Consider the following 23,978-nt stretch of genomic DNA (forward strand, 5'->3'; position numbering starts at 1 on the left):
ATGAACGACCTTTCTTCCACGCCGCCCGCATCGGACGGGCCGCGGCCACCGCGCCAGCGCAAGCCTGACTGGATTCGCGTAAAGGCGCCGGTCAGCGAGGGGTACAACGAGACGCGCAGGCTGATGCGCGAGCTCAACCTCAACACCGTGTGCGAAGAAGCGGCATGCCCGAATATCGGCGAATGCTGGACCAAGAAGCACGCCACGGTCATGATCCTGGGTGATGTGTGCACGCGCGCTTGCGCCTTCTGTAACGTCAAGACCGGCATGCCGCGCATGGTCGATCCGATGGAGCCGGAAAACGTTGCGATCGCGGCCGGCAAGATGGGCCTTGAGCATATCGTCGTGACCAGCGTCGATCGCGACGATTTGCCCGATGGCGGGGCAGGGCAGTTCGTGAAGGTGATCAAGGCGCTGCGCCGCGAGACGCCGGGCACGACGATCGAGATCTTGACGCCCGATTTCCGCGGCAAGATGCGCGCCGCGGTCGAGGCGATTTGTGAAGCCGGGCCAGATGTTTACAACCATAACCTCGAGACCGTGCCGCGGCTTTACCCGACCATTCGCCCCGGCGCGCGTTATTACGCGTCGCTGCGTTTGCTCGAGGAAGTGAAGCGCCAAGATCCGATGATCTTCACCAAATCCGGCATCATGCTGGGGCTGGGGGAACAGCGGCTTGAAGTGCATCAGGTGATGGACGACATGCGCAGCGCGGAAGTCGATTTCATCACCATCGGGCAGTACCTGCAGCCGACGCCGAAGCATGCCACGGTCGAGGAATTTGTCACGCCCGATGCATTCAAGGCTTATGGCTCGATTGCCCGCGCGAAAGGCTTCCTTCAGGTTGCGGCAAGCCCGCTGACCCGCTCAAGCTATCACGCGGGCGAGGATTTCGCACAGATGAAGGCCGCCCGCGCTGAAAAGCTGGCCAAGGCGGCAGCCCGCGAAAAGGCCTGATGCCCGGTATCCGAGAAACGCGGCGGCTGCCCTATAGCGCCGAACAGATGTTCGACCTGGTGGCCGATGTCGCCCGCTATGCCGAATTCCTGCCGTGGGTCATCGCCACCCGCGTACGTTCCGACAGCGAGACCGAAATGATCGCGGACATGGTGGTCGGCTTCAAATCTTTGCGCGAGAAATTCACCTCAAGGGTTGAGAAGGAACGCCCGCGCATGATCGATGTGCACTACGTCGACGGGCCGCTGCGCGATCTCGACAACACCTGGATCTTTCGCCCGCACCCGGATGGCGGATGCGAAATCGATTTCACGGTCGAATTCGCGTTCAAGAGCCGAATGTTCGAGCGGCTTGCGGGCCAGTATTTCGACCGCGCCTTCCACAAGATGGTGGCCGCGTTCGAAGCGCGCGCGGCGGAAGTTTACGGCAGCAACAGTTCCAGCGCGCACAGCGCGGCCTGACGGCGCACTTCGGCGCGGTTCATATCCGCGAACAGCTTCAGCTCGCCTTCGGGCTTGGCACCGTCTCCGCGGGTCGCCCGCGCGAACACGACCGTGCCGACCGGCTTGAGTTTGGATCCCCCATCGGGCCCGGCAACGCCGCTAATTGCCACTGCCACATCGGCATGGCTGTGCTTCAGCGCCCCTTCCGCCATCGCCCAGACGCACGCGATCGAAACGGCGCCAAAGGTTTCGATGATGTCGAGCGGGACACCCAGGCTCTCCATCTTGGCTTCGTTCGAATAGGTCACGAAGCCGCGATCGAGCACTGCGGAGGAGCCAGGGATTTCGGTGATCGCCGCCGCCACCAGCCCGCCAGTGCAGCTTTCTGCGAGAGCAATCTTCCGGCCAATTGCCGCGTTGGCCTCGACCACCTTGCGCGCCAGCGCGTCGATATCGGCGGGAAGCAGGCTGCCAGGTTCGATTGGTGTGTCTTCGCTCATTGGTTCCTCTGCAGGCTGACCATGGCCTGCGCAGCAATGCCTTCGCCGCGGCCGGTGAAGCCGAGCCGCTCGGTAGTGGTTGCCTTCACGCTCACTTGCGATACATCAACGCACAGGAGCTCTGCCAGTTTCAATCGCATAGCGTCCCGATGCGGGCCGATCTTGGGCTCCTCGCAAATCAGCGTCAGATCGACATTGCCGATGGCATAGCCCGCCTGCGCCACCAGCTTTGCGGCATGTTCGAGGAACAGTGGGGAGGGGGCGCCTTTCCACTGCGGGTCGCTGGGCGGGAAATGGGTGCCGATGTCGCCATCGCCGATCGCGCCCAACATTGCGTCGACGAGCGCGTGGATGGCAACGTCCGCATCCGAATGACCGGCGAGTCCCTTGTTGTGGGGGATTTGCACGCCGCACAGCCACAACTCCTCGCCTTCAGCCAAGCGATGGACATCAAAGCCTGATCCGACCCGAACTTGCGGGAATGCTGTTCACGAAATCCTCCGCGAATGTGATCTTTTTCAAGCGTTCGTCGCCTTCGACCAGACGCACTTCGCCGCCATGGGCCTTCAGCACTTGCGCATCATCGCCAGCGTCGGGTGCGCCATGCCAGGCGCGGTGGGCGGCCAGTATATCATCGAAACGAAAAGCCTGCGGTGTCTGGACGCGGCGCATTGCCTCGCGGTCCGCCTTGCCGCTCATGACCGATCCTTCGGCGACGGCCAGGCTGTCGACGACGGGCAAAACCGGTATCGCGCCGGGCGCGGCGTCGAGTGCTTCGAGTAGCCCGGCAATAACGCGTGAAGGGATATCCGGCCGGGCAGCGTCATGGATCAGGACGCGCAAAGGCGAAGTCCCGGCCAAGGCTTCAAGCGCATTGCGGACCGATCGCTGGCGGGTTTCACCACCGGTCACGAGACGATAGCCATCGAGTCCTGCCAGCGCAGCATGTGCCGCGTCATCGCCATTTTCCGGGATGGCTACCACCACGTCGCTTGCACCATGGGCAAGCAGCGCCTCGACCGAATGCCGGACCAGCGGCTTGCCGCGCCACATAGCGAACTGCTTGGGCACGTCACCGCCCGCGCGCAGCCCCTTGCCGGCGGCGACCACTATGGCGGCAAAGGGGAGAAGGGTGGTGCTTTCGCTCACGCAGGTAATGCTCCAAGGGCGCTGGCGCTTAAGGGCTGGACGCGCCAAGTGCAATCCACTATGCGCTGCCCAATTTTTGGGCAGCAGCACAATTTCATGACTTCGCTTCCACCTCCCCCGGCCTTGAAGCCGATTGATGTCGGTCCGGTACGGATCGACAACCCGGTCGTGCTCGCGCCGATGACGGGGGTGACAGACCTGCCGTTCCGCCGCCTGGTGCGCCGCTACGGATCAGGCCTCAACGTGACCGAGATGATCGCCAGCGAAGCAGCCATTCGCGAAACGCGGATCAGCATCCAGAAGGCCGAATGGGATCCGATCGAGGAGCCTGTCTCGATGCAGCTAGTCGGGTGCGACCCGTCCAGCATGGCGGAAGCGGCCAAGCTGCAGGAAGGCAATGGCGCGGCGATCATCGACATCAATTTCGGCTGCCCGGTGCGCAAGGTGGTGGGCCAGTTCGCTGGCAGCGCGCTGATGCGCGAGGTTCCGCTGGCTACGAAGCTGATGGAAGCGACGGTGAAAGCTGTGAGCGTGCCGGTCACGGTCAAGATGCGGATGGGCTGGGATCATGCCAGCTTGAACGCGCCCGAGATGGCCCGCATTGCCGAGGACCTGGGTGTTAAGATGATCACCGTCCATGGCCGCACGCGCAACCAGATGTACAAGGGGCACGCCGACTGGGCCTTCGTCCGCAAGGTCAAGGAAGCTGTCTCGATCCCGGTGATCGTCAATGGCGATATCTGCGGGATCGAGGATGCGGCCAAGGCGCTTGAGCAATCCTGTGCCGATGGGGTGATGATCGGGCGCGGCGCCTATGGCAAGCCATGGCTGCTGGGGCAGGTGATGCACTGGTGGCGGACCGGCGAGAAGCTGGAGAGCCCCAGTTTCGACGAGCAATACCGGGTGCTGGTCGAGCATTATACCGATATGCTCGATCATTACGGGCGCGACACGGGCGTGAAAATCGCGCGAAAGCACCTGGGCTGGTACACCAAGGGCCTGCATGGCTCGGCCGAGTTCCGTAACAAGGTGAATTTCATCGACGATCCGCAACAGGTGCTGGGCGAGCTTGAACGCTTCTACGAACCCTTCCTGCGTCGCCGTGCCGCGTGACCGGGGTGGCCGACAAAGCTCCGGCAAAATCCATGCGACGTCCCGATCCGGCGTCGCAGCTGGGCGGATTGATCTTTGCAGCCGTACTGATCGATGATCGTGGCCGGATCGCCGAGCTCAATTACGCGGCCGAAATGTTGCTCGGAAAGAGCGAGAAGCGATTGGCCGGCAGGCCATTGGTGGAGGCGGTCGAATTCCATGACGACCGCGTGCTGGATCATCTGGCCCGTTCTGACGCTTCGCTCGTCGCGCGCTCGATCAGTGCCTTTGTCGATGGGCAGGAACACCGCATCAACCTGACCCTGTCGCCGCTCGCCGCGCATCCGGGCTGGCGCGTGGTCACATTGTCGGACTCGGGGCGCAACGACACATCGCGCGAGCAGGAAGGGGAGGCGGCCAGCCTTGGCGCTCCGGCCATTCTTGCGCACGAAATCCGCAATCCGCTTGCGGCTATCCGCGGCGCAGCCCAGCTCGCCGCGCGCAAGCTGGAACCGAAGGATCGCGGCCTTGCCCGGGTAATCACCGACGAGGTGGACCGGATTGCGCGCTTGATCGACCGGATGCAGCAGCTCGGACGCTCGACCCCAGAGGAGCTAGGGCCGACCAATTTGCACGAGGCGATCCGCTCGGCGGTTGCAACGGTCAGGGCGGCGGGCACCGAGGGGATCGAAATCCTTGAAGAGTTCGATCCTTCGCTGCCGCCAGTGCTGGCCAACCGCGATGCGCTGGAACAGGTCCTGATCAACCTGGTTTCGAATGCCCGCGACGCGCTCAATTCTGCGGAAGTCGAGGCATCGCAAATCGTGATCCGGACGCGTTTCGTCAGCGGCTTCGCCTATAGCGCGCTCCACTTCGGACGCAGCGTGAAGTTGCCGATCGAGATTACTGTCACCGATAACGGGCCGGGTATCGATCCGGCGCTACGCGATCATATTTTCGAGCCCTTTGTTACGTCGAAGAAATCGGGGCAAGGCCTTGGGCTGGCGCTTGTCCGCAAGCTGGTGCGGGATATGCAGGGCCGGATCGGTCATGAGCGCGACACGCGCGATGGCCTGACCCATTTTCGTATTCACATGGCGGTGGCCAAGGGAGATGAGGCGGCATGAGCGGCGCAATCCTGCTGGTCGAAGATGATCGTTCCATCGCGACGGTGATCACCGCGGCGCTGGAAGACGAAGGCTTCTCACTCCATCACTGCGAGAGCATTGCCGCGCGTGACCGCTTGCTGGCCGAACGCCGTTTCGATGCAATGCTGACCGACGTGGTGCTGGGCGATGGTGACGGGATAGAGACATTGGGTGCGGTTCGGTCTGCCGATCCCGACATGCCGGTGATCGTGCTTTCTGCCCAGAACACGCTGGATACCGCAGTTCGCGCAAGCGAGACCAACGCCTTCGAATATTTTCCCAAGCCGTTCGATCTCGACGAACTGGTGCGGGCTGTCCGGCAGGCTGCTGGTCAACGCAGCGGGGCAGAAGCCGCCCCTGCGGCAGAGGGCGACGGCATGCCGCTGGTCGGGCGCAGCCAGGCGATGCAGGGCGTCTACCGCATGATCACGCGCGTGCTGCGCAATGACCTTACGGTCCTGATTACAGGCGAGTCCGGCACGGGCAAGGAACTGGTGGCCGAAGCCATCCACCAACTGGGTTCACGCAAGTCCGGCCCATTTGTGGCGGTCAATGCCGCTGCGATCCCCTCCGAACTGATCGAGAGCGAACTGTTCGGGCATGAAAAGGGCGCCTTTACGGGAGCGGTGGCGCAGACCATCGGCAAGTTCGAGCAGGCCAATGGCGGCACGCTGTTCCTCGACGAAATCGGCGACATGCCGGCTGAGGCGCAGACACGTTTGCTGCGTGCGCTCCAGTCAGGCCGGATCCGCCGGGTCGGCGGTCGGCAGGAAATTTCAGTTGATGTCCGGATCATCGCTGCTACCAATCGCGACCTGGCGCCGATGATTGCCGCCGGAAGCTTCCGTGAGGACCTGTTCTATCGCCTGAATGTGGTGCCGATCGAGCTGCCGCCGCTGCGCGACCGGCGCGAGGACATCGAAGTGCTGTCCCAGCATTTCCTGAACCTTGCAGCCGAGGATGGGTTGCCGCGCCGCCAGATTGCACGTGACGCCATCACTGCGCTGGAGCAGCGTCGTTGGCGGGGCAATGTGCGCGAGCTGCGCAATGTGATCTATCGCCTGGCTTTGCTGGCGCGCGAGGATGTGATCGACGCCAGCGTGCTAGCGGACATTATCGGGCAGGAACGCGAGACCAGCGCGACCGAGCAGCAGCTTGATTTCAACGGCGCGCTGCAGCTTTGGCTCGCAGCCAATCATCCGCCTCCGGGCGCGCTGTACCACAATGCGCTGGCCGCGTTCGAAAAGCCGCTGATGGAATATGCGTTGGCGCAAACGGGCGGTAACCAGGTTCGCGCGGCGAAGCTGTTGGGCATCAATCGAAACACCCTGCGCAAACGCCTGGGTGAGCTGGCCATCAACGCTGACCGCTTCGCCAAACCGCTCTGACGCAAGGCAGCAAAAAACTGCTTGCATAATTGCAACATTGCCGTTGTATCCTTGCAACTATGCAGGTCCTGGCGGGAATGGAGTTTAAACGCACGCCGCGCTGGCTCCGTCGCGCCTATCTGGGCGCGCGGCGCTCCAACGTGTTTGCCTGGCTTGAGGCCCTATCTGCTGCCGGTTTACTGCTGGCCGTCTGGAGCACATGGTTCGCCTTCACCAGCGCGCCAGCCGATGGCACATTGCTGCCTTCGGCGCAGGTTTCCTTCCTCCTCGTCGCAACTCTGATCCCTGCGATGGCGCTAATGGTCCTATTCGGGCGGCGCCTCGCCTTGCGCCGCGCGGCCGGCACTACGGCGCGATTGCATGTCAGGCTGGTGTTCTTTTTCTCGCTGATCGCCGCCATTCCGACCTTGCTGGTCGCCGGCTTTGCGGCCTTCCTGTTCCAGTCAGGCGTCGACTTCTGGTTCTCGGACGATTCACGCGGGTTGATGAACAACGCCAACGAGCTGGCGCAGGGCTATTACGACCAGAACCAGCGCGACGTCGCCGAGGAAACGGTGACCATGGCGGGGGACATGCGCTTCTACCTCCAGCGCGGATCGCTGGCCGATGAAGGGTTCGCCGATGTCTACGCGTACCAGGCGCAGGCCCGCGAGATCTCCGAAAGCGCGATCCTGCAGCAGATGCCAGACGGCTCGCTTAGAACCGCTGCGATCCTCGATCTGGTGGAAGGCAATCGCCCGCTCGAATTCAGCGAGAGTGCCCTGCCGCGGCTCGACAATGGCGAGCTGGTAGTGGTTGAAGGCAGCCCTGAACGCATCGCCGCGCTCGCGCCAATCGATCGCGATGCCGGGATCTATCTCTACAATGCGCGCAGCCCGGAAGAGGATTCGTTCAACTATTGGGAAAAGGCGCAATCGGTCGCCTCGACCTACGAAACCCTGACCAAGCGCGCGCGGGCGCTGCAGCTGCGTTTCAACCTGGCGCTGTTCGTTGTCAGCCTTTCACTGGTGGGGCTGGCGGTGTGGTTCGCGCTGCGATTCGCCGATCGGCAGGTGGAACCGCTGACAGAGCTTGTCTCCGCTGCCAACAAGGTGGGGGCAGGGAACTTCGCGATGCGGGTGGAAGGGCGCAAGGGGGCTGACGAAATCGGACTGCTTAACCGAGCCTTCAACCGCATGACCGCGCAGCTTGAAAAGCAGACCCAGGCACTGGTCAACGCGAACCGCCAGATCGATGACCGCCGCGCCTTCATGGAAGCGGTGCTGGATTCAGTCACTGCCGGGATCATTTCGGTCGATAGCGCGCAGCGAGTGCTGCTCATGAACGGATCGGCGCAAGCGCTGCTGTTCGAGCAAGGGCAGGCGAGGGAGGCGATTGGCGCTCCTTTGTCCGAACTGTCACCGCAGATCGCCGCGATGATCGAAGCCGGGCTCAAAAGCGGGATTGCCACGCATTCCAAGGGAAGCGACCTGCTGACGCTGGCGGTCAAGATCGCCCCGGAAAAAGGCGGCCACGTTATCACCTTCGAGGATATCACCCGGCAATTGCTCGACCAGCGGCAGGCCGCCTGGTCGGATGTGGCGCGCCGCATTGCGCACGAAATTAAGAACCCGCTCACGCCAATCCAGCTGGCGACCGAACGGCTGAAGCGCCGCTATCGCCGCCAGATCGACAGCGATGCCGATCTGTTTGACGAGCTGACCGACACGATCGTGCGCCAGGTCGGCAGCCTCAGGACCATGGTGGACGAGTTCAGCTCTTTCGCACGCCTGCCCAAGCCGACCTTCCGCCACGAAGACTCGCTCGACCTGGTCCGCCAGGCGCTGTTCCTGCAGGAAGTGGCGCATCCCGAGGTGAATTTCGCGCTGTCGATCGACGAGCTTGAATCCGGCGTGATCAATTGTGACCGCCACCAGTTCGGCCAGGCCATGACCAATGTGATCAAGAATGCGGTCGAGGCGGTCGAAGCCCGCGCCCGAGGTTCCGAAATCGATTTTCGCGGCAAGGTCGCCATCGTGATGCGCGATAGCCCGTCTCATCTGACCATCAGCGTCGAAGACAATGGCGTAGGTCTACCACAAGAGCGCGAGCGGATTGTCGAGCCCTATGTCACGACGCGCGAGAAGGGTACCGGGCTCGGGCTCGCGATCGTCAACAAGATCGTTGACGAACATGGCGGCGACATGAGTTTTTCAAGCGGGGAAGACGGGGGGGACCCGCGTCATGCTGCGCTTTGCCCGTGACCCGATGGAAAGCGGCGCAGCGAAAGGCAATGGCATTACAGAGCAAAGGGAGGTGCCGTAGTGGCGCTCGAAATCCTGATCGTTGATGACGAACGCGATATCCGCGACCTGGTTGCGGGGGTCTTGAGTGACGAGGGCTATGTTTGCCGCACCGCGGCCGATAGCACTGGCGCGCTGGCCGCGATCGACGAACGTCGGCCCAGTCTGGTGCTGCTCGATGTCTGGCTGCACGGCAGCGAGATGGACGGGCTGGAAGTGCTCGATGCGATCAAGGCGCGCGAGCCGGAGCTCCCCGTGATCATCTTTTCCGGCCATGGCAATATCGATACCGCGGTTTCCGCCGTCAGCCGCGGCGCAATGGACTTCATCGAGAAACCGTTCGAGGCCGAGCGACTGCTCCTTCTGGTCGAACGCGCGACGGAAACGGATCGGCTGCGGCGCGAGAACATCCAGCTGCGCGGCAAGGTGATCGGCGGGGAGGAGTTCACCGGCAATTCGACCGCAATCAACGGCGTGCGCGCGACACTCAAGCGCGTGGCAAATACCGGTAGCCGGGTCCTGATTTCAGGCCCCGCCGGTGCCGGCAAGGAAGTGGCCGCACGTTTGCTCCACAGCTGGAGCCCGCGAGCAGAACATTCGTTCGTGATCGTCAATTCCGCCCGCATAACGCCCGAGCGGTTCGAGCAGGAATTGTTCGGGGAAGAGGCGGATGGCAAGCTGGTGCGGCCGGGCCTGCTGGAAATGGCCGATGGCGGCACGCTCTATCTCGACGAGGTGGCTGACATGCCGCTGTCCACCCAGGCGCGCATCCTGCGGGTCCTCACCGAACAGAGCTTTGTCCGCGTCGGGGGCAGTCGCCAGATCGGGGTCGATGTAAGGGTGGTTTCTTCTACCTCGCGAGATCTTGCGCAGGAAATGGCCGAGCGGCGCTTTCGCGAGGATTTATTCTACCGGCTCAACGTCGTGCCAGTGGCTATCCCCTCGCTGGCCGAGCGGCGTGATGACATTCCAGCCTTGGCGCAGCATTTCTTCACCCGCCTGGCCGCAGATCAAGGCCTGCAGCCGCCGGAAGTCTCGGAGCAGGCCATGGCTGCGCTACAGGCACATGACTGGCCGGGTAACGTGCGCGAGCTGCGCAATGTGATCGAGCGAACCATCATCATGACCCCGCGCGAGGAATTGACTGTGGTCGAACCGCATATGCTGCCGGGAGAGATAACCGGTTCGACTGGCGAGCCGAGCGGCACAAGCTTTTCCGAGGTCATGGGCGTGCCGCTGCGCGAAGCGCGCGAGAGCTTCGAGCGGGAGTATCTGAGTGTCCAGATCCGGCGATTTTCGGGCAATATCTCGAAGACCGCCGCGTTCATCGGCATGGAGCGATCGGCACTGCATAGAAAGCTCAAGTTGCTGGGAATGACGGACCGGAATGACTGATCAGGTTGCATTGCAGCATAATCGGGATTGCCGAACGCACTGAAACTCGCCATTATCCTGAGAGAAGACGGTGCCAGGCACCAGATTGCGGACCGCAAGGGCGGCCGCCAATAACAGGAGAATACACATGTCCAGCGGGCGAACCCTCTCCGCGCGCCCCCAGCCGGAAAAGCCAGCCTCCTCCGATGGTGGCGGGGGCGGGGGCAAGCAAGCCAAGCTTCAGGATGCGTTCCTGAACCTGCTGCGCCGAAACAAGACACCGGTCACAGTATTCCTTGTCAAGGGCGTGAAACTTCAGGGAATCGTCACCTGGTTTGACAATTTCTCGCTGTTGCTGCGCCGCGACGGGCAATCGCAGCTGGTTTACAAGCATGCGATCTCGACGATCATGCCGGGTCAGCCGATCGACGCCGAACAATTCGCCAGCCAGGGCGGCAGCGGCAAGCAGCGCCTGCTACAGGATGTGTTCCTGCAGCGCGTCAGCGAAGTCGAGGTGCAGGTCACCATGTTCCTGGTCAACGGCGTGATGCTGCAAGGCCGGATTGCCGCTTATGACCTGTTCTGCGTGCTGCTGGAACGCGACGGCTTTGTGCAGCTTGCCTACAAGCATGCGGTCTCCACAATCCAGCCTGCTTCGCCAGTTGATCTGGCCGGCGACTGGGAAGGCGAAGAAGACTGAGCTTCGACGACGACCTGCTGGGCGAAGTTACGCGCGGCGCGCGCGCCCTAGTGCTGTGTCCGGATATCCGGGGTCAGGCCTATGCCATCGATACCGCCGAACGGCTTGAGGAAGCCTGCGGGCTTGCGCTGGCGATAGGCGTTATCATCGCAGACGCGCGGGTAATCCCGGTACGGAGCATGCGGCCGGGAACGCTGTTTGGTTCCGGCCAGGTGGAACAGATCGCCAGTGATTGCGAATTGCACCAGGCGGAACTGGTGATTGTCGATGGCGCGCTATCACCAATCCAGCAGCGCAACCTCGAGGAAAAGCTCAAGCGCAAGGTGATCGACCGGACCGGTCTGATCCTGGAGATCTTCGGCGAACGCGCGGCGACGGCCGAAGGGCGGTTGCAGGTAGAGCTGGCGCATCTCGACTACCAACAGAGCCGCCTTGTGCGCAGCTGGACCCACCTTGAGCGCCAGCGCGGCGGCTTCGGTTTCCTCGGTGGTCCGGGCGAAACCCAGATCGAGGCTGACCGGCGGATGATCCGCCAGCGGATGGCGCGGTTGCGCAAGGAGCTGGAGCAGGTGCGCAAGACGCGCGGGTTGCATCGGGAACGGCGGGGAAGGGCGCCGTGGCCGGTCATCGCGCTGGTCGGTTACACCAATGCCGGCAAATCGACGCTGTTCAACCGGCTGACCGGTGCAGAAGTCATGGCGGAAGACCTGCTGTTCGCCACGCTTGATCCGACGATGCGGGCGATCGAGCTGCCGGCGGTCGAAAAGGCGATCTTGTCCGATACGGTCGGCTTCATCTCCGATCTGCCGACCCAGCTGGTCGCGGCCTTTCGCGCGACGCTTGAAGAAGTGACCGGCGCGGACGTGATCCTGCATGTGCGCGATATGTCCAATCCTTCACACGAGGCGCAGAAAAAGCAGGTGTTATCGGTCCTTGCCGATCTCGGGGTGACCGACGGGGAAGGGCAGAGCAAAATCCCGATTGTCGAAGCCTGGAATAAGGTGGATCTCGTCGGGCTCGAACGCGCCGCAGAATTGCGCGAAATGGCTGCTCAGCAAGACGATGCGCTGGTGATTTCGGCGCTGACTGGGGAGGGCGTTGACGCGCTGCTTGAGCGGATTGGTGCGCTGCTGACCAAGGAAGCACGCGTGATCGAACTGGAACTGCCGGTCAGCGATGGCAAGCGCATCGCCTGGCTCCACGCCAATGGCGAGGTGCTGGCAGAGGAGGACGCTGGTGAAGGTGAGGGCAGCCCGATCCGCCGGGTGACGGTTCGGCTCAATCCCAAGCAGTTGGGCCAGTTCGAGCGGCTATGAACGCTTTTCGGATTGTTTGACCTGCTGCCACAGCGCTTCCTGCTCATCGAGCGAAAGTCCGGCAAATGTATCACCCGCGATCGCTTCCATTCCCCTGAAACGCCGCTCGAACTTGAGGTTTGCGGCACGTAGCGCTTCTTCGGCATCGATCCCGAACGCGCGGACGAGGTTTACCGCGGCAAACAGGAAGTCCCCGGCCTCTTCGAACCGATCCTGTTTTGAGATTGCTGCATCAAGTTCCTCGATTTCCTCAAGGATTTTTGCTTTGGGCCCTTCGGTATCAGGCCAATCGAAGCCTGTTCGCGCCGCTCGCTTCTGCAGCTTCTGGGCACGCATCAGAGCCGGCAGCGCCTTCGCAACTCCGTCGAGCGCGCTTGCGGCGCCCTTTTGGTCCCGTTCGGCGGCCTTGATGGCTTCCCAGCGGGTTTCGCCCATGGTGCCGGTTTCATCGCCGAAGATGTGCGGGTGGCGGGCCTCCATCTTGTCTGAAATGGCGGCGGCAACGTCGGTGAATGCGAAATGGCCGGCTTCTTCAGCCATGCGGGCGTGAAACACGACCTGAAGTAGTAAGTCGCCGAGTTCCTCGCGCAATTCAGCCATGTCACCGCGCTCGATCGCGTCGGCGACTTCATAGGCTTCTTCGATCGTGTACGGCGCAATCGTGGCAAAATTCTGCGCCAGATCCCATTCGCACCCACGTTGTGGATCGCGCAGGCGCGCCATGATCTGCAACAGCCGGTCCATTTGATCGAGAGGGGAGCTCATAAGCGCGTGTTCTGATGCCTGGATTTTGGAATGATAATATATATTATGTTAAATAAAAGATGCGCTCGCGTGCGGCGTCCACTTCCCTAGGCCCCCGGTCCAACAATGCTGAACAGCAAGGCAACGCCAAGGAAAATGGCAACCCACAGCAAGCCCATCCTCAGCGCCTTGCTCCAATTGAGCCGATGCGACGCAAGCGCGCTCAATGCTAGGATAAGAAACCCGACCAGCGAAACAATCTGGACAATCGAATATTCGTTCATGCGACGATCTCCAGCCCATCATACCCGACTACGACGTTATCAGGCGTCTCTGCGGATATCGTCGCATAATCCATGCTCTTGTCGAGATGGCTGAGCACCAGGATTCTCGCCCGCGAACGTTCAGCCAGTTCCATCGCCATAGCCAGATTGGCATGCGTGGGATGCGGATCCCGCCTCAGGCAATCGCTGACCAGGATGTCAACGTCCCGGTAAAGATCGATCATATCATCAGTAATTTCACTGTAATCAGTAGCATAAGCGATGCTTTTGCCATCCGCATCAAAGCGAAAGCCGGTCGTTTCGGTTGGCCCATGCGGCATCTGGCACCAATCGACGCCGAAACCGGCATGCATCCTTAGCCTGTCGAGCACCTCCAGTGTGGCTATTGTGGGATAGCCGTGCTGGCCCGCGAAGATATAGCCAAACCTCTGGCGCAGCCGATATGCCGTATCTTCGGACGCAAATCCGGGGATTGGGCCTCCGCGACCATACCGCAGCACCCGCAGGTCATCGATCCCGTGGCAATGGTCGGCGTGATCGTGCGTCCAGAACACGCCGTCGAGGCGGTCGATGTTATTGTCGAGCAGCTGCTGCCGCAAATCGGTCGAGGTATCGACCAGCAAGCGGTTGCCGGCATTGCTTTCGACGACGATCGAAACCCGCGTGCGGCGGTTGCGCGGCTCGTTTGGATCGCAATCGCCCCAGTCATTGCCGACCCGCGGAACGCCGGTCGAAGTGCCCGAACCGAGGACGATCAGCTTCAAAACGCGGCCTTGCTGAACAGCTTGCGGAAATTGGCGGTTGTATAGTCCGCGAGTTCGGCGAATTCCTCGCCCCGCAAATCGGCCAGGAACTGCGCGGTGTTGGCCACGAAAGCCGGCTCGCACGGCTTGCCGCGATGCGGGACTGGCGCAAGGAACGGACTGTCGGTTTCCACCAGCAACCGATCTTGCGGGATTTCCTTTGCGATTTCCTGCAGTTCTGTGGCGTTCTTGAAAGTCACAATGCCAGACAGCGAGATACTCAGGCCGAGCTCGAGCACCCGTTTGCCGAAGTCTGCCGAGGCGGTGAAACAATGGATCAGCGCGGGGAAGGCGCCCTTCCCCGTCTCTTCTTCAAGAATCTCCAGCGTGTCATCGTCAGCGTCGCGCGTGTGGATGATCAGCGGCAGGCCGGTCTCTCGTGCTACGCCGATATGCATGCGAAACAGATCGCGCTGGGTCGCGCGGTCGGAACGGTCGTAATAGTAATCGAGCCCGGTTTCGCCGATCCCGATCACCTTCGGATGAGCGGCTGCTTCAAGCAGCGCTTCGCGGCCCAGATCGGCGTGCTGGTCAGCCTCGTGCGGGTGGATGCCGACGCTGGCCCAGACATCGCTCTCGCGCTCCGCTGTGCCGACCACCTGGCCCCATTCGCTGCGCCGGGTAGAGATATTGAGGAACTGGCCGACGCCCGCCGTCCGCGCTCGTTCAAGTACGCCGGCCTGGTCATCGACCAAGCCCTTGTACTCGAGGTGGCAGTGGCTATCGACCAGCATCAGGCGCTTTCCTCTGCGGGCAGTTCGAGCCGCGGGAAAAGCGGCGTGGGTGCGACGATCCGGAAGTCGCTTTCAGCCAGCGGCGAATACCAGTGGCTGCGAATACCCTCGTAGCTGCGCAGATCCGGTGCGATACCCATCGTATCGAGCAATTTCGCACTGCTTGCCGGGATCACCGGCGCAATCGCAACGGCCAACTGCGCGATGCAGATGTAAAGCGTGGCCAGCACGGTCTCCATGCGCTCGGGATCGGTCTTGCGCAGCGCCCAGGGGGCTTCGCTGTCGATATAGGCGTTGCAGGCGAACACCGCTTGCAGCCATGCTTCAACCCCCTGCTGCAAGGCCAGGCTTTCGAATGCTTCGGGAATGTCCTTGCTGATCGCTTTGTCGACCGCTTCGAACAGCGCGGTGTCCGCTTCGGTGTGGCCGCGTATCACAGGCAAATAGCCGTCGAGGTTCTTGGCGATGAAACCCAGCGTACGCTGCGCCAGATTGCCGAACGCGTTGCCCAGTTCGCCATTGGCCCGCTGTACGATCGCTTCGGCCGAATAACTTCCGTCCTGCCCGAAAGCGATTTCGCGCATGAAGAAATAGCGCAGCGGATCGACCCCGAAGCGTGCGGCCAGGTCCATCGGATCGACCACATTGCCCGCACTCTTGCTCATCTTCTCGCCGCCGCGCGCCAACAGGAAGCCGTGTCCGAACACCTGTTTGGGCAGCGGAAGGCCCGCGCTCATCAGGAAGGCAGGCCAGTAGACCGTATGGAAGCGGACAATATCCTTGCCAATCATGTGGATGTTCGCCGGCCAATAGCGCTGGAACATCTCGCCGTCGGCATCGGGAAAACCGACCCCGGTCATGTAGGTTGTTAGTGCGTCAACCCAGACATACATCACGTGCCCAGGAGAATTCGGCACCGGTACGCCCCAGTCGAAACTGGTGCGCGACACGCTGAGGTCTTTCAGCCCTGCCTCGACAAAGCGGAGCACTTCGTTGCGGCGGCTTTCGGGCCGGATGAAGCCGGGATTGTCGCGATAAAGCGCGAGCAGTTTGTCCTGATAGTTCGACAGCCGGAAGAACCAGGTCTCCTCTGCCGTCCATTCCACCGGGGTCCCTTGCGGAGAGAGCTTTTCGCCCCCTTCCCCTTCGGTCAGCTCGCTTTCATCGTAGAAAGCCTCGTCACGGACTGAGTACCAGCCTTCGTAGCGATCGAGATAGAGATCGCCCGCTGCCTCCATCCGGCGCCACAGCTCGAGGCTCGCGGCATGATGGCGCGGCTCTGTGGTGCGCACGAAATCATCATAAGAGAGATTGAGAGTGTCCGCCATCTCCCTGAAATAGGCAGACATTTCATCGGCAAGATCGATCGTGGCGCGGCCCATCTTGCGCGCCGTTTGGTCCATCTTCAGCCCGTGTTCGTCAGTGCCGGTGATGAAACGCACGTCGCGGCCCATCATCCGCTGGAACCGCGCGACGACATCGGTTGCAATCCCTTCATAGGCGTGGCCGATATGCGGGCGCCCGTTGGGATAGTTGATTGCGGTGGTGATGTAGAAGGGTTCAGCCATGGGCCGGCTCGCTAGCGCCAGCCGCGCGCGCAAGCAAGCTGGCGATTTCGCCCACCAGCAGGCCGGGATCGAAATTATAGGTCGGCGCTTGTGCCGCAAGCGTTACCAGCTCGGCGTGCGCTTCGATCAGTCCGCTGTGCTGTTCGGGCCGCGCATCGGGCAACGCGCGGGCGAGAGTGGTGCGCGCCAGTTCGATCACCGCGCGCATACGTTCGCGATCGGGCCGCGCGCCGACTGCGGCGGCCAGCCTTCCGCGCAGCTCGAACCCGGGATCGCCTTGCGCGACCAGGCTGCGGATCGCCTGCGCCACGCCGCCGAGTTCCTGCTGCAGGAAACCGCGCGCTGCGCCCAGCGATCCGCCGGCCATCGCAACGGCCAGCTCCCGTTCGGTTGCGCTTACCGCGGGAAATTCGCCGCCCAGGTGGCTCGCAATCGCAGCATCGCTGAGCTGCGGAAAGCGCAGCATCCGGCAGCGCGACCGGATCGTGGGTAGCAGCCCGGCGGGGCGATGCGTTACCAGCAGGAAGAATGTGCCCTGCGGCGGCTCTTCCAGGCTCTTGAGCAAGGCGTTGGATGCACCGCGCTCCATATCGTCCGCCGGATCGATGATCACCGCGCGCCGGGAGCCGAGCGTCGGGCGAGTGGTCAGCCGTTGCTGCATCGCGCGGATCTGAGCGACTGTGATGTTGCGCTTGACCTCGAAGGGCTTCCCCTCCTCGCGCTTGCGCTCTTCCTTGTCGTCCTTGGGCAGGTGCGTGAGCACGATGATATCGGGATGATCGCCGGTGGGTTGCGGAATACCCTCTTCCGCCACCAATTCTCGCGCCGCGGCGAGCGCAAAGTCATGCTTTCCCAGGCCAGCCTTGCCTGCAAGGATCCAGCCATGGTGCATGCGCGCCCCGCCGATCGCATCGCGCCATTCGTGCCAGGCCGCTGTGTGGTTGGGCCAGTCGGTCATGCCCGCTCCAGCAAGGGTGCCAGCGCGGCCAGCACCCGGGCATGGACCTCGTCGGGTGTGCCAGAGGCGTCGATCACTGCGAAACCCTGTGGATCTTCGGCGGCATAGCGCCTGAATGCCTCAGCCACGGCGCGGTGATAGGCCGCGTCGCGCCCGCCGATGGCGTCGCTGGTATCGCCATCGCGAGCACGCAGGCGCTCAGAGACCTGCTCGTCGGCGGCTTCCAGAAGGATGGTCAGATCGGGTCGCAATCCGCCGCTGCCGATTGCATGAAGCGCGGTGATCGCCTCGTCGCCCAAGGCCCCGGCCCCGCCCTGGTATGCCCGGCTGGAATCGACGAACCGGTCAGTAATGACCCACTCCCCGCGCTCAAGCGCCGGGCGAATGCGCCGCGCAACGTGATCAGCGCGCGCGGCTGCGAACAGGAGCGCCTCGGCCTCGGCACCCCAGCCTTCGCCTGGCGGATCGAGCAGCAACGCACGGATTGCTTCCGCTCCCGGCGTGCCGCCCGGCTCGCGGGTCAGGTCTACCGAGAGCCCACGGGCGCGCAGTGCATCGACCAGGAGCCGCGCCTGCGTTGACTTGCCCGCGCCCTCCCCGCCCTCGAAAGCAACGAAGCGGCCGCGCGTCACCCGAACCACCCCAGAACGCCATTGACTAGCCGCGCAAATGTCCCGGCAACGGGAACGTCGGTGCCCGCGTAAAGCGGTACGCGCGAAGGCTCCATTCCCTCGACCGCAATTTCAAGCTCGGCCACCTGCTGCCCCTCGCGGATCGGCGCGCGCAACGGACCATCGTAATGGACTGTCAGGGTAAGCTGGCGCTGTTGCCCCTCTGGCATCGCCGCGCCGATATAGTCCTTTGCCACCAGCGGTACACGTCGGCTCGCTCCGCCTTGCACCCGCGCCTTGCCCACCTCTTCCCCTGCGGCGAACAGCGGGCGGGTGTCGAACCTCTGGAAGCCCCATTCGAGATAGTCGCGCGCGGCATTGTCGCGAATCCGGCCGCGTTCAGCACCGGCCACGACCAGAACCAGGCGACGGTCCCCGCGTTTCGCAGAGCCTAGAAAGCCGTATCCGGCTTCGTTCGTAAAGCCTGTCTTGATCCCGTCGCCGCCCCTTACCTGTCCCGTAAACGGATCATGGTTGGGCTGGGTGATTCCGCGATAAGTCAGCCGGCGATGGCCGTAATAACGGGCGTAAAGCTCCGGATGGCGGCGAACAAGCGCGCTGCCAAGCTTCGCAAGGTCTCGCGCGGTAACGAAAGTACTGCCCTCGTCGGGCAGGCCATTGGGGGTGCCGAAATGGCTTTGCGTCATGCCGAGTTCGGCGGCTTTGGCATTCATCAGGGCGGTCCATGCGGGCAGCGAGCCTACCGCCCCTTCCGCCAGAGCTACGGCCGCGTCGTTGCCGGACACGGTGGTAACGCCCAGCAACAGGTCAGAAGCTGCCAATTCATCATTGGCCGCCAGGAACATGGTCGAACCATTATTACCCCAAACCGCGAAGGCAGCAGGGGAAAAGCGGAAGCGCTGATCGGGCTTCAGTTTTCCCTGTTCGATCAGTTCGAAGGCCAGGAACGTCGTCATCACTTTCGTGATCGACGCCGGCATGAACCGCCGATCGGCATTGCGCTGGTGGAGCACCTGTCCGCTCGACAGGTCAACCAGGATGGCGATCGGGATTTCGTCAGGATGCGGCAGTTCGGGCGCAGGTGCGCGCGCCAGCGCGGCCTGAGCGACCATCGTCAGAAAAAGCCCTGCCACCTTAGTTGTCAGCCGCAAATCACACTCCTCTGCAGTGCCAATGGCCTTAGCCATTCGGGCCTTGCTTTGCGAGCGTGCAGGTGACGCTATCCCCCTTCAGATTTGCGTGACTGCGGTGTTTCGTCAGCGCGCGATTTCATCCGCCAGCAGGCCCACGCTCATCGCGTAGTAGTTCGAGCAATTGTACTCGAGGATCGCGCGATAGTTGGACGTCAGCAGCCAGGCAGGAGTGCCCGGCCCGTCAGGCTGGAACAGCGAAGCGAGCACCTCGTCCCCGATCAGCCGCTGCGGGCGGACGCCAAGGGCGCGCCATTCGGCGATGGTTTTCCATTGGCTGTGGCGCACATGCACGCGCGGGCAGACCGGCGCGACGAGTTCAGTTTCGACTGCATTCCAGTCGAAACCGGCAGGAACCGTGGCCTCTACACCCCACGGCTGGCCGGGGCGCCAGCCGGCGTAACGCAAATAGTTGCCGATCGACGCGAAGGTATCGGCCCGGTTGGAGAAGATATTGGCCCGCCCGTCACCGTCACCATCCTTCGCCAGTTTCAGGTAAATGCTGGGGAGGAATTGCGGGTTGCCCATCGCCCCCGCCCAACTGCCGACCAATTCATATCTTTGATATCCTTTGTCAGCCACCTTCATCAAGGCGATGAATTCATTTGCAAATAGCTCACGCCTGCGCCCTTCCCACGCAAGCGTGGCAAGCGAGCGCGCGAGATCGAAATCGCCCCGGATCCGGCCATAGCTGGTCTCGTGCCCGAAGATGGCGACGATGATTTCGGCCGGAACGCCATACTCCGCCTCCACCGCCAGCAGTGCCGAACGGTTCGCTGCGAAGACATCGCGGCCGCCCGCGATCCGGACCGAGTTGACGTGGGTCGAGATATAGGGGGCGAGCGCTGGAAAACCGCTACGGGTCGGCGTGCCAGGCTGCGCACGATCGAGCCGGATCACGCGATCATTGGGCGTCAGCCCAACCGTCATCCGCTGCAAGGTGGCCTCGCTCACGCCTTCAGCGCGGGCCCGTGCGATAAGCAGCTGGAGATAGGCGTCGAATGACAGGTCAGTGGATTGCCCGGCGGTTGGGGAGGTTTCCTGCGCGCCAAGCGGCACCGCGGGCAGCGCAAGAGCAAGACACAATGCGGCAATGGGTCCAAGTTTCAAATGCATGCCCATTTCTTGCCATGGCGCGGATGAATGCGCCATGATTTCCTTGCAGCCACGCAATTGCGGGTGACAAGGCGCAGCGATCACGCTAGCGCGCTTCACCAGCGGACAGGTGGCAGAGCGGTTGAATGCACCGGTCTTGAAAACCGGCAAGGGTGCAAGCCCTTCGTGGGTTCGAATCCCACCCTGTCCGCCAAATTCCACTCAATTGGCCATTTTTTTCCGCTCAGCTGCAGCGCGCGATTCGCGTCCATTGGTTCGCGGGCCCTGCGAGGCCGAAATCGCCGCAAGGCAGGTAATAGCTTGGGCGAATTAATTTTTGGCGGATGCCGGCAGGCCTGAACAGTTTTACGAATAATTTACGATCGACAAGCGCTCGAAAGGCCACTTTCCTTCATTCCGCCCACGCTCCAGTCGTTGCAAGCACAGATTTGAATTTCTTACTATTTTAACCACATCGCTCAACCTCAAATGAGCGGGCACTCCCCTATTGCGGGTTCGAGATCGAGGGTTTGAAGCCTTCGAAGCGTAATTGGGAACAGTGCAATGAAAACGACTTTTGCAATCCGCGCCGCAAGCCTGGCGATCGCCATGTCGCTCGCAGGTGTCGTGCATGCGCAAGATGCCGCTACGACCAGCTCGACTGTGACGGCCGCTCCCAAGGGCAAGAAAGCGCCCAAGAAGGACGAAGGGACGCAGACGACACAGGATCCAACCCCTGCGCCTTCCTCGACCGAAAGCATCGTGAACACCAACGACCCTAAGGCCGGGCTGCTGCGCTATGGCGACATCATTGCCTTCAGCGCCGATGGCGTTGATCCCTATTACGGCAACATCAACCCGTTCTACCGCGACATCAACGCGTTCTGGGGCAACATCAACCCGTTCTATCGCGACATCAACGCGTTCTGGGGCAACATCAATCCCTTCTATGGTGACATCAACGCCTTCTGGGGTGACATCAACGCCTTCTGGAAGGACATTTCGGCGTTTGACGCAGCCTATCTGCAGTCGATCGGCGATTTCTGGAAAACCAATGGCACGCTGATTACCAGCACCGATACCGTCTGGGGCCAGTCCGTCAGTTCGGGCGCTTCGCTTAATGGCTATGCCTCGGTTCGGGACAATCTGACCCAGCTGGTCGCGCAGGCAACCGCCAAGTTCGGCGCTCGCGGGTTTACACAGGCCGAAGCCAATCAGGTCCTGGCGCGCCACGGGATCAACCTCAACGATCTTTCCACGCTGCAGAACAAGACGTCGGCGCAGCGTTCGGCCTTCTTCATCGATTGGCACGATACCGTGATGAGCCACGCCGGGATCGACCACGTCGATCACTGGATGAGCGCGGTGAACTGGAATCCGGCTGTTACCCAGATCCAGGGCACCGGCACGGATTCGGTGGTCGGCATCATCGATGCGCAGTTCGGCGCCTCGGCCGGTCTGTCGACCAGCGTCATCCAGGCAGTCACCGGCGGCACGCAGCTGAACGGTCATGGCGCTGCCGTGGCAAGCCTCATTGCCGGCGCCCATGATGGCAAGGGGGTGATGGGCATCGCCCCGAACAGCACGATCACGACCTACAACCCGTTTGCTGCCGATGGCACCGCCACGTGGGACGATATCGCCAAGGGCATCGTTGCGCTGAAAGGCGTTACCAATGGCGCCGTAACCAGCACGCTTGGCGGAGGCCTGCGCGCGAGTGTGATCAATCTTTCGCTGGGCGAAAGCGGTGCGGTCGTTTCGAAGGGGCTGGCAGATACCTTCAAGCGGGCCGACGTCTCCGCTTACAACGGTTCGACCGTCTATGTGGTCGCCGCCGGCAATGACGGTATTACACAGACCGCGAATGTCGATTGGAACTTGGGCAGCTTGTTCTCCAAGGGTGCCGTCGCGATTTTCGTCGGCTCGGTCAATCCGGCTGGCGAGATCTCGAGCTTCTCGAACCGCCCGGGCACGGCCTGCCTGCTATCCAACGGGGTCTGCAAAGCCGGTAACGAGCTGTATCGCAACTTCATCGTCGCGCCGGGCGAACTGCTGCTGGTAAGCGACGGCCAGGGTGGCGTGGTGCGCCGCTCGGGCACGTCCTTTGCTGCCCCGCTTGTGTCGGGTGCAATCACGCTGTTGCATGACCGCTGGCCATGGCTGGCGCAGCACCCGGACGAATCCGCGGAAATCATCTTCCGCTCGGCGCGCGATCTGGGCGCGCCCGGCCCCGACCCGATCTATGGCTGGGGTATGCTGGACGTCACCGCATCGCAGTCGCCGCTCGATTTCAACACGATGAGCTTTGTGCTTTACCAGCAGCGTGGCTCTTCATGGACCGGCAGCAACTATAGCGGCTCGCAGCTTCTGGCCATGGGCATCCCGAGCTGGTGGGAAACGAACAACGCGTTCTTCACCATGTTCGAAAAGATTGGCGATACGCAGCGTGACTTCTCGGTTCCGGTATCGACTTTCGCGACCGGGAAAAGAACGAACGCGCTCGGTCGCGGGTTCGAGCGACTGCAAGACTTTGTCAACGAGCGCTTTGCTACATGGATCCGCAGCGGCGGAACCGACCGCAATGGCGATGGCAAGGCAGGACTTACCCAATTGCGCTCTGACGTGTCAGATCTCTCGAACGGCTGGAACCTGCGTTATGACGCGGCCATGCCTCGCTATAGCGAGGACGGTGCGCTCGATCCGGTGCATAGTGCGGCAAGGCTGGCCGATCCAAGCGGCAAGCTGGACTTCACCCTTGGCTATGGTCAGGGCGCCATGGCGCTGTCGGGCGAACGTTTCGGCCTGATCGGCGATCATGACCGCGACACTGGCGGGGTAAACCCCGTGCTCGGCTTCGCCTCGGGCGAATTCTTTGCCGGCGCCGGTTACCGCATCGCTCCGTCCACGCAGGTTCGTGTCGGCTATAGCGACAATCGCCTCGACTGGTACGAAGTTTCGGCGATCAATGCAGAGCAGCGCCAGCAACAGCGCGAACTCGGCTCGCACCAGGCACATGCCTACATCTTCGGCCTTGAACAGCAGATCAGCAAGGTTGTGACGCTGGATGTTCAGTACACCCGCCTGCGGGAAGACAATGCGCTGCTGGGGGCTCAGACCACAGTCGAAGCGTTCCTCGGCAATGGTTCGAAGACTGATGCTGTCACGGTGACGACTTCGTTCGATGTGGGTAACGGCATCACTTTCGACCTGTCCGCCACTGGCGGCCGTACCACGACCGCCCGGGGCCAGGCCTTCACCAGCGCTGGTGCGGCCCTGAGCACTGCCGGCCAGGCAAGCGTGACCAAGCGCGGCGTTGTTGGCCAGGCGGACACTCTGCGGGTTTCGCTGGCGCAGCCGCTGAACGTCGAAAGTGGCGAACTCGAACTGCGCAGCGAGCAGGTGGTTGACCGGTTGACCGGGGAAACCGGCGTTGTGACCCAGCGGATCGGCATCGCCACCAAGCGCCGGATCGCGGCCGAGGCTGTCTATGCGACGCCGCTCAGCGATGCAGCCGAATTCGGCCTCTTCGGTCGCTATGTCCAGCAAGACGCCGGCGGTGAAGGCGGCGGCTACATGGTTGGCGCAAACCTGGGCTGGCGCTTCTAAGCAAAGGAAGAATGG

Annotated in this window: 20 protein-coding genes, 1 tRNA gene and 1 pseudogene; 11 read left to right on the plus strand and 11 right to left on the minus strand. The window is 62.3% G+C overall.

Annotated elements, in window-relative coordinates; translation table 11 throughout:
• Complete coding sequence (lipA, locus tag G6N82_RS00890) at positions 1-957, plus strand: lipoyl synthase (protein ID WP_165192847.1); 957 nt, start codon at positions 1-3, stop codon at positions 955-957.
• The gene (locus G6N82_RS00895; protein WP_165192848.1) at positions 957-1,418 is read left to right on the plus strand and encodes a type II toxin-antitoxin system RatA family toxin; all 462 of its coding nucleotides are present in this window, start codon (positions 957-959) and stop codon (positions 1,416-1,418) included. Before lipA ends, G6N82_RS00895 begins: the two co-directional genes overlap by 1 nt.
• On the opposite strand, the gene G6N82_RS00900 is transcribed toward G6N82_RS00895, so the two are convergent.
• Positions 1,379-1,900: a CinA family protein gene (locus G6N82_RS00900; RefSeq protein WP_165192849.1), complete on the minus strand. Its 522-nt coding sequence runs from the start codon at positions 1,898-1,900 to the stop codon at positions 1,379-1,381. The genes G6N82_RS00895 and G6N82_RS00900 overlap by 40 nt on opposite strands.
• Positions 1,897-3,049, minus strand: a pseudogene (locus G6N82_RS15120) (bifunctional 2-C-methyl-D-erythritol 4-phosphate cytidylyltransferase/2-C-methyl-D-erythritol 2,4-cyclodiphosphate synthase). The gene G6N82_RS00900 and the pseudogene G6N82_RS15120 overlap by 4 nt, the downstream one beginning before the upstream one ends.
• A gap of 96 nt (positions 3,050-3,145) precedes the next feature.
• Between G6N82_RS15120 and dusB the strand changes: the two are divergent.
• The 7 genes from dusB to hflX all read left to right on the plus strand — a co-directional run bounded on the left by dusB (position 3,146) and on the right by hflX (position 12,349).
• On the plus strand, positions 3,146-4,162 hold the full coding sequence (gene dusB, locus G6N82_RS00915) for a tRNA dihydrouridine synthase DusB (protein WP_165192852.1): 1,017 nt from the start codon (positions 3,146-3,148) through the stop codon (positions 4,160-4,162).
• Positions 4,163-4,194: 32 nt separating this feature from the next.
• Positions 4,195-5,268: an ATP-binding protein gene (locus G6N82_RS00920; protein ID WP_165192853.1), complete on the plus strand. Its 1,074-nt coding sequence runs from the start codon at positions 4,195-4,197 to the stop codon at positions 5,266-5,268.
• The gene (locus G6N82_RS00925; RefSeq protein WP_165192854.1) at positions 5,265-6,677 is read left to right on the plus strand and encodes a sigma-54 dependent transcriptional regulator; all 1,413 of its coding nucleotides are present in this window, start codon (positions 5,265-5,267) and stop codon (positions 6,675-6,677) included. Before G6N82_RS00920 ends, G6N82_RS00925 begins: the two co-directional genes overlap by 4 nt.
• A 77-nt stretch (positions 6,678-6,754) precedes the next feature.
• On the plus strand, positions 6,755-8,920 hold the full coding sequence (locus tag G6N82_RS00930; RefSeq protein ID WP_346773743.1) for an ATP-binding protein: 2,166 nt from the start codon (positions 6,755-6,757) through the stop codon (positions 8,918-8,920).
• 60 nt (positions 8,921-8,980) lie between these two features.
• Entirely contained in the window at positions 8,981-10,354 is a 1,374-nt protein-coding gene (locus G6N82_RS00935) for a sigma-54 dependent transcriptional regulator (RefSeq protein WP_165192855.1), read from the plus strand.
• Between the two features lie 127 nt (positions 10,355-10,481).
• Positions 10,482-11,033, plus strand: a complete 552-nt coding sequence (hfq, locus tag G6N82_RS00940; RefSeq protein WP_165192872.1) for an RNA chaperone Hfq — start codon at positions 10,482-10,484, stop codon at positions 11,031-11,033.
• A gap of 50 nt (positions 11,034-11,083) precedes the next feature.
• A complete protein-coding gene (hflX, locus tag G6N82_RS00945) occupies positions 11,084-12,349 on the plus strand; it encodes a GTPase HflX (protein ID WP_241255148.1) in 1,266 nt (421 codons plus the stop codon).
• Here the strand turns inward: hflX and mazG are convergent.
• The 9 genes from mazG to G6N82_RS00990 form a co-directional block, all read right to left on the minus strand.
• Positions 12,344-13,114 (minus strand): nucleoside triphosphate pyrophosphohydrolase, encoded by a 771-nt coding sequence (gene mazG, locus G6N82_RS00950; protein WP_165192876.1) that lies wholly within the window; start codon positions 13,112-13,114, stop codon positions 12,344-12,346. The genes hflX and mazG overlap by 6 nt on opposite strands.
• Positions 13,115-13,200: 86 nt before the next feature.
• Positions 13,201-13,377 (minus strand): hypothetical protein, encoded by a 177-nt coding sequence (locus G6N82_RS00955; protein WP_165192878.1) that lies wholly within the window; start codon positions 13,375-13,377, stop codon positions 13,201-13,203.
• Positions 13,374-14,141 carry an MBL fold metallo-hydrolase gene (locus tag G6N82_RS00960; protein ID WP_165192880.1) on the minus strand — a complete coding sequence of 256 codons (768 nt, stop codon included), beginning with the start codon at positions 14,139-14,141 and terminating at the stop codon, positions 13,374-13,376. The genes G6N82_RS00955 and G6N82_RS00960 overlap by 4 nt, the downstream gene beginning before the upstream one ends.
• The gene (locus G6N82_RS00965; RefSeq protein ID WP_165192882.1) at positions 14,138-14,914 is read right to left on the minus strand and encodes a TatD family hydrolase; all 777 of its coding nucleotides are present in this window, start codon (positions 14,912-14,914) and stop codon (positions 14,138-14,140) included. Before G6N82_RS00965 ends, G6N82_RS00960 begins: the two co-directional genes overlap by 4 nt.
• On the minus strand, positions 14,914-16,482 hold the full coding sequence (gene metG, locus G6N82_RS00970; RefSeq protein ID WP_165192884.1) for a methionine--tRNA ligase: 1,569 nt from the start codon (positions 16,480-16,482) through the stop codon (positions 14,914-14,916). Before metG ends, G6N82_RS00965 begins: the two co-directional genes overlap by 1 nt.
• Positions 16,475-17,440 (minus strand): DNA polymerase III subunit delta', encoded by a 966-nt coding sequence (locus G6N82_RS00975; RefSeq protein WP_165192886.1) that lies wholly within the window; start codon positions 17,438-17,440, stop codon positions 16,475-16,477. Before G6N82_RS00975 ends, metG begins: the two co-directional genes overlap by 8 nt.
• Positions 17,437-18,072, minus strand: a complete 636-nt coding sequence (gene tmk, locus G6N82_RS00980; RefSeq protein ID WP_165192888.1) for a dTMP kinase — start codon at positions 18,070-18,072, stop codon at positions 17,437-17,439. Before tmk ends, G6N82_RS00975 begins: the two co-directional genes overlap by 4 nt.
• Entirely contained in the window at positions 18,069-19,259 is a 1,191-nt protein-coding gene (locus G6N82_RS00985; RefSeq protein WP_165192890.1) for a D-alanyl-D-alanine carboxypeptidase family protein, read from the minus strand. Before G6N82_RS00985 ends, tmk begins: the two co-directional genes overlap by 4 nt.
• Before the next feature lie 69 nt (positions 19,260-19,328).
• The gene (locus G6N82_RS00990; RefSeq protein WP_165192892.1) at positions 19,329-20,378 is read right to left on the minus strand and encodes a lytic murein transglycosylase; all 1,050 of its coding nucleotides are present in this window, start codon (positions 20,376-20,378) and stop codon (positions 19,329-19,331) included.
• Between the two features lie 103 nt (positions 20,379-20,481).
• On the opposite strand from G6N82_RS00990, the gene G6N82_RS00995 reads away from it, so the two are divergent.
• Together G6N82_RS00995 and G6N82_RS01000 are read left to right on the plus strand one after the other, a co-directional pair.
• Positions 20,482-20,571 (plus strand) — tRNA-Ser (locus tag G6N82_RS00995).
• Between the two features lie 350 nt (positions 20,572-20,921).
• On the plus strand, positions 20,922-23,963 hold the full coding sequence (locus G6N82_RS01000; protein WP_165192894.1) for a S8 family serine peptidase: 3,042 nt from the start codon (positions 20,922-20,924) through the stop codon (positions 23,961-23,963).
• Positions 23,964-23,978: the final 15 nt, after the last annotated feature.

Origin of the sequence: Altererythrobacter sp. BO-6 (assembly GCF_011047315.1) — a bacterium.
GTDB lineage: Bacteria > Pseudomonadota > Alphaproteobacteria > Sphingomonadales > Sphingomonadaceae > Erythrobacter.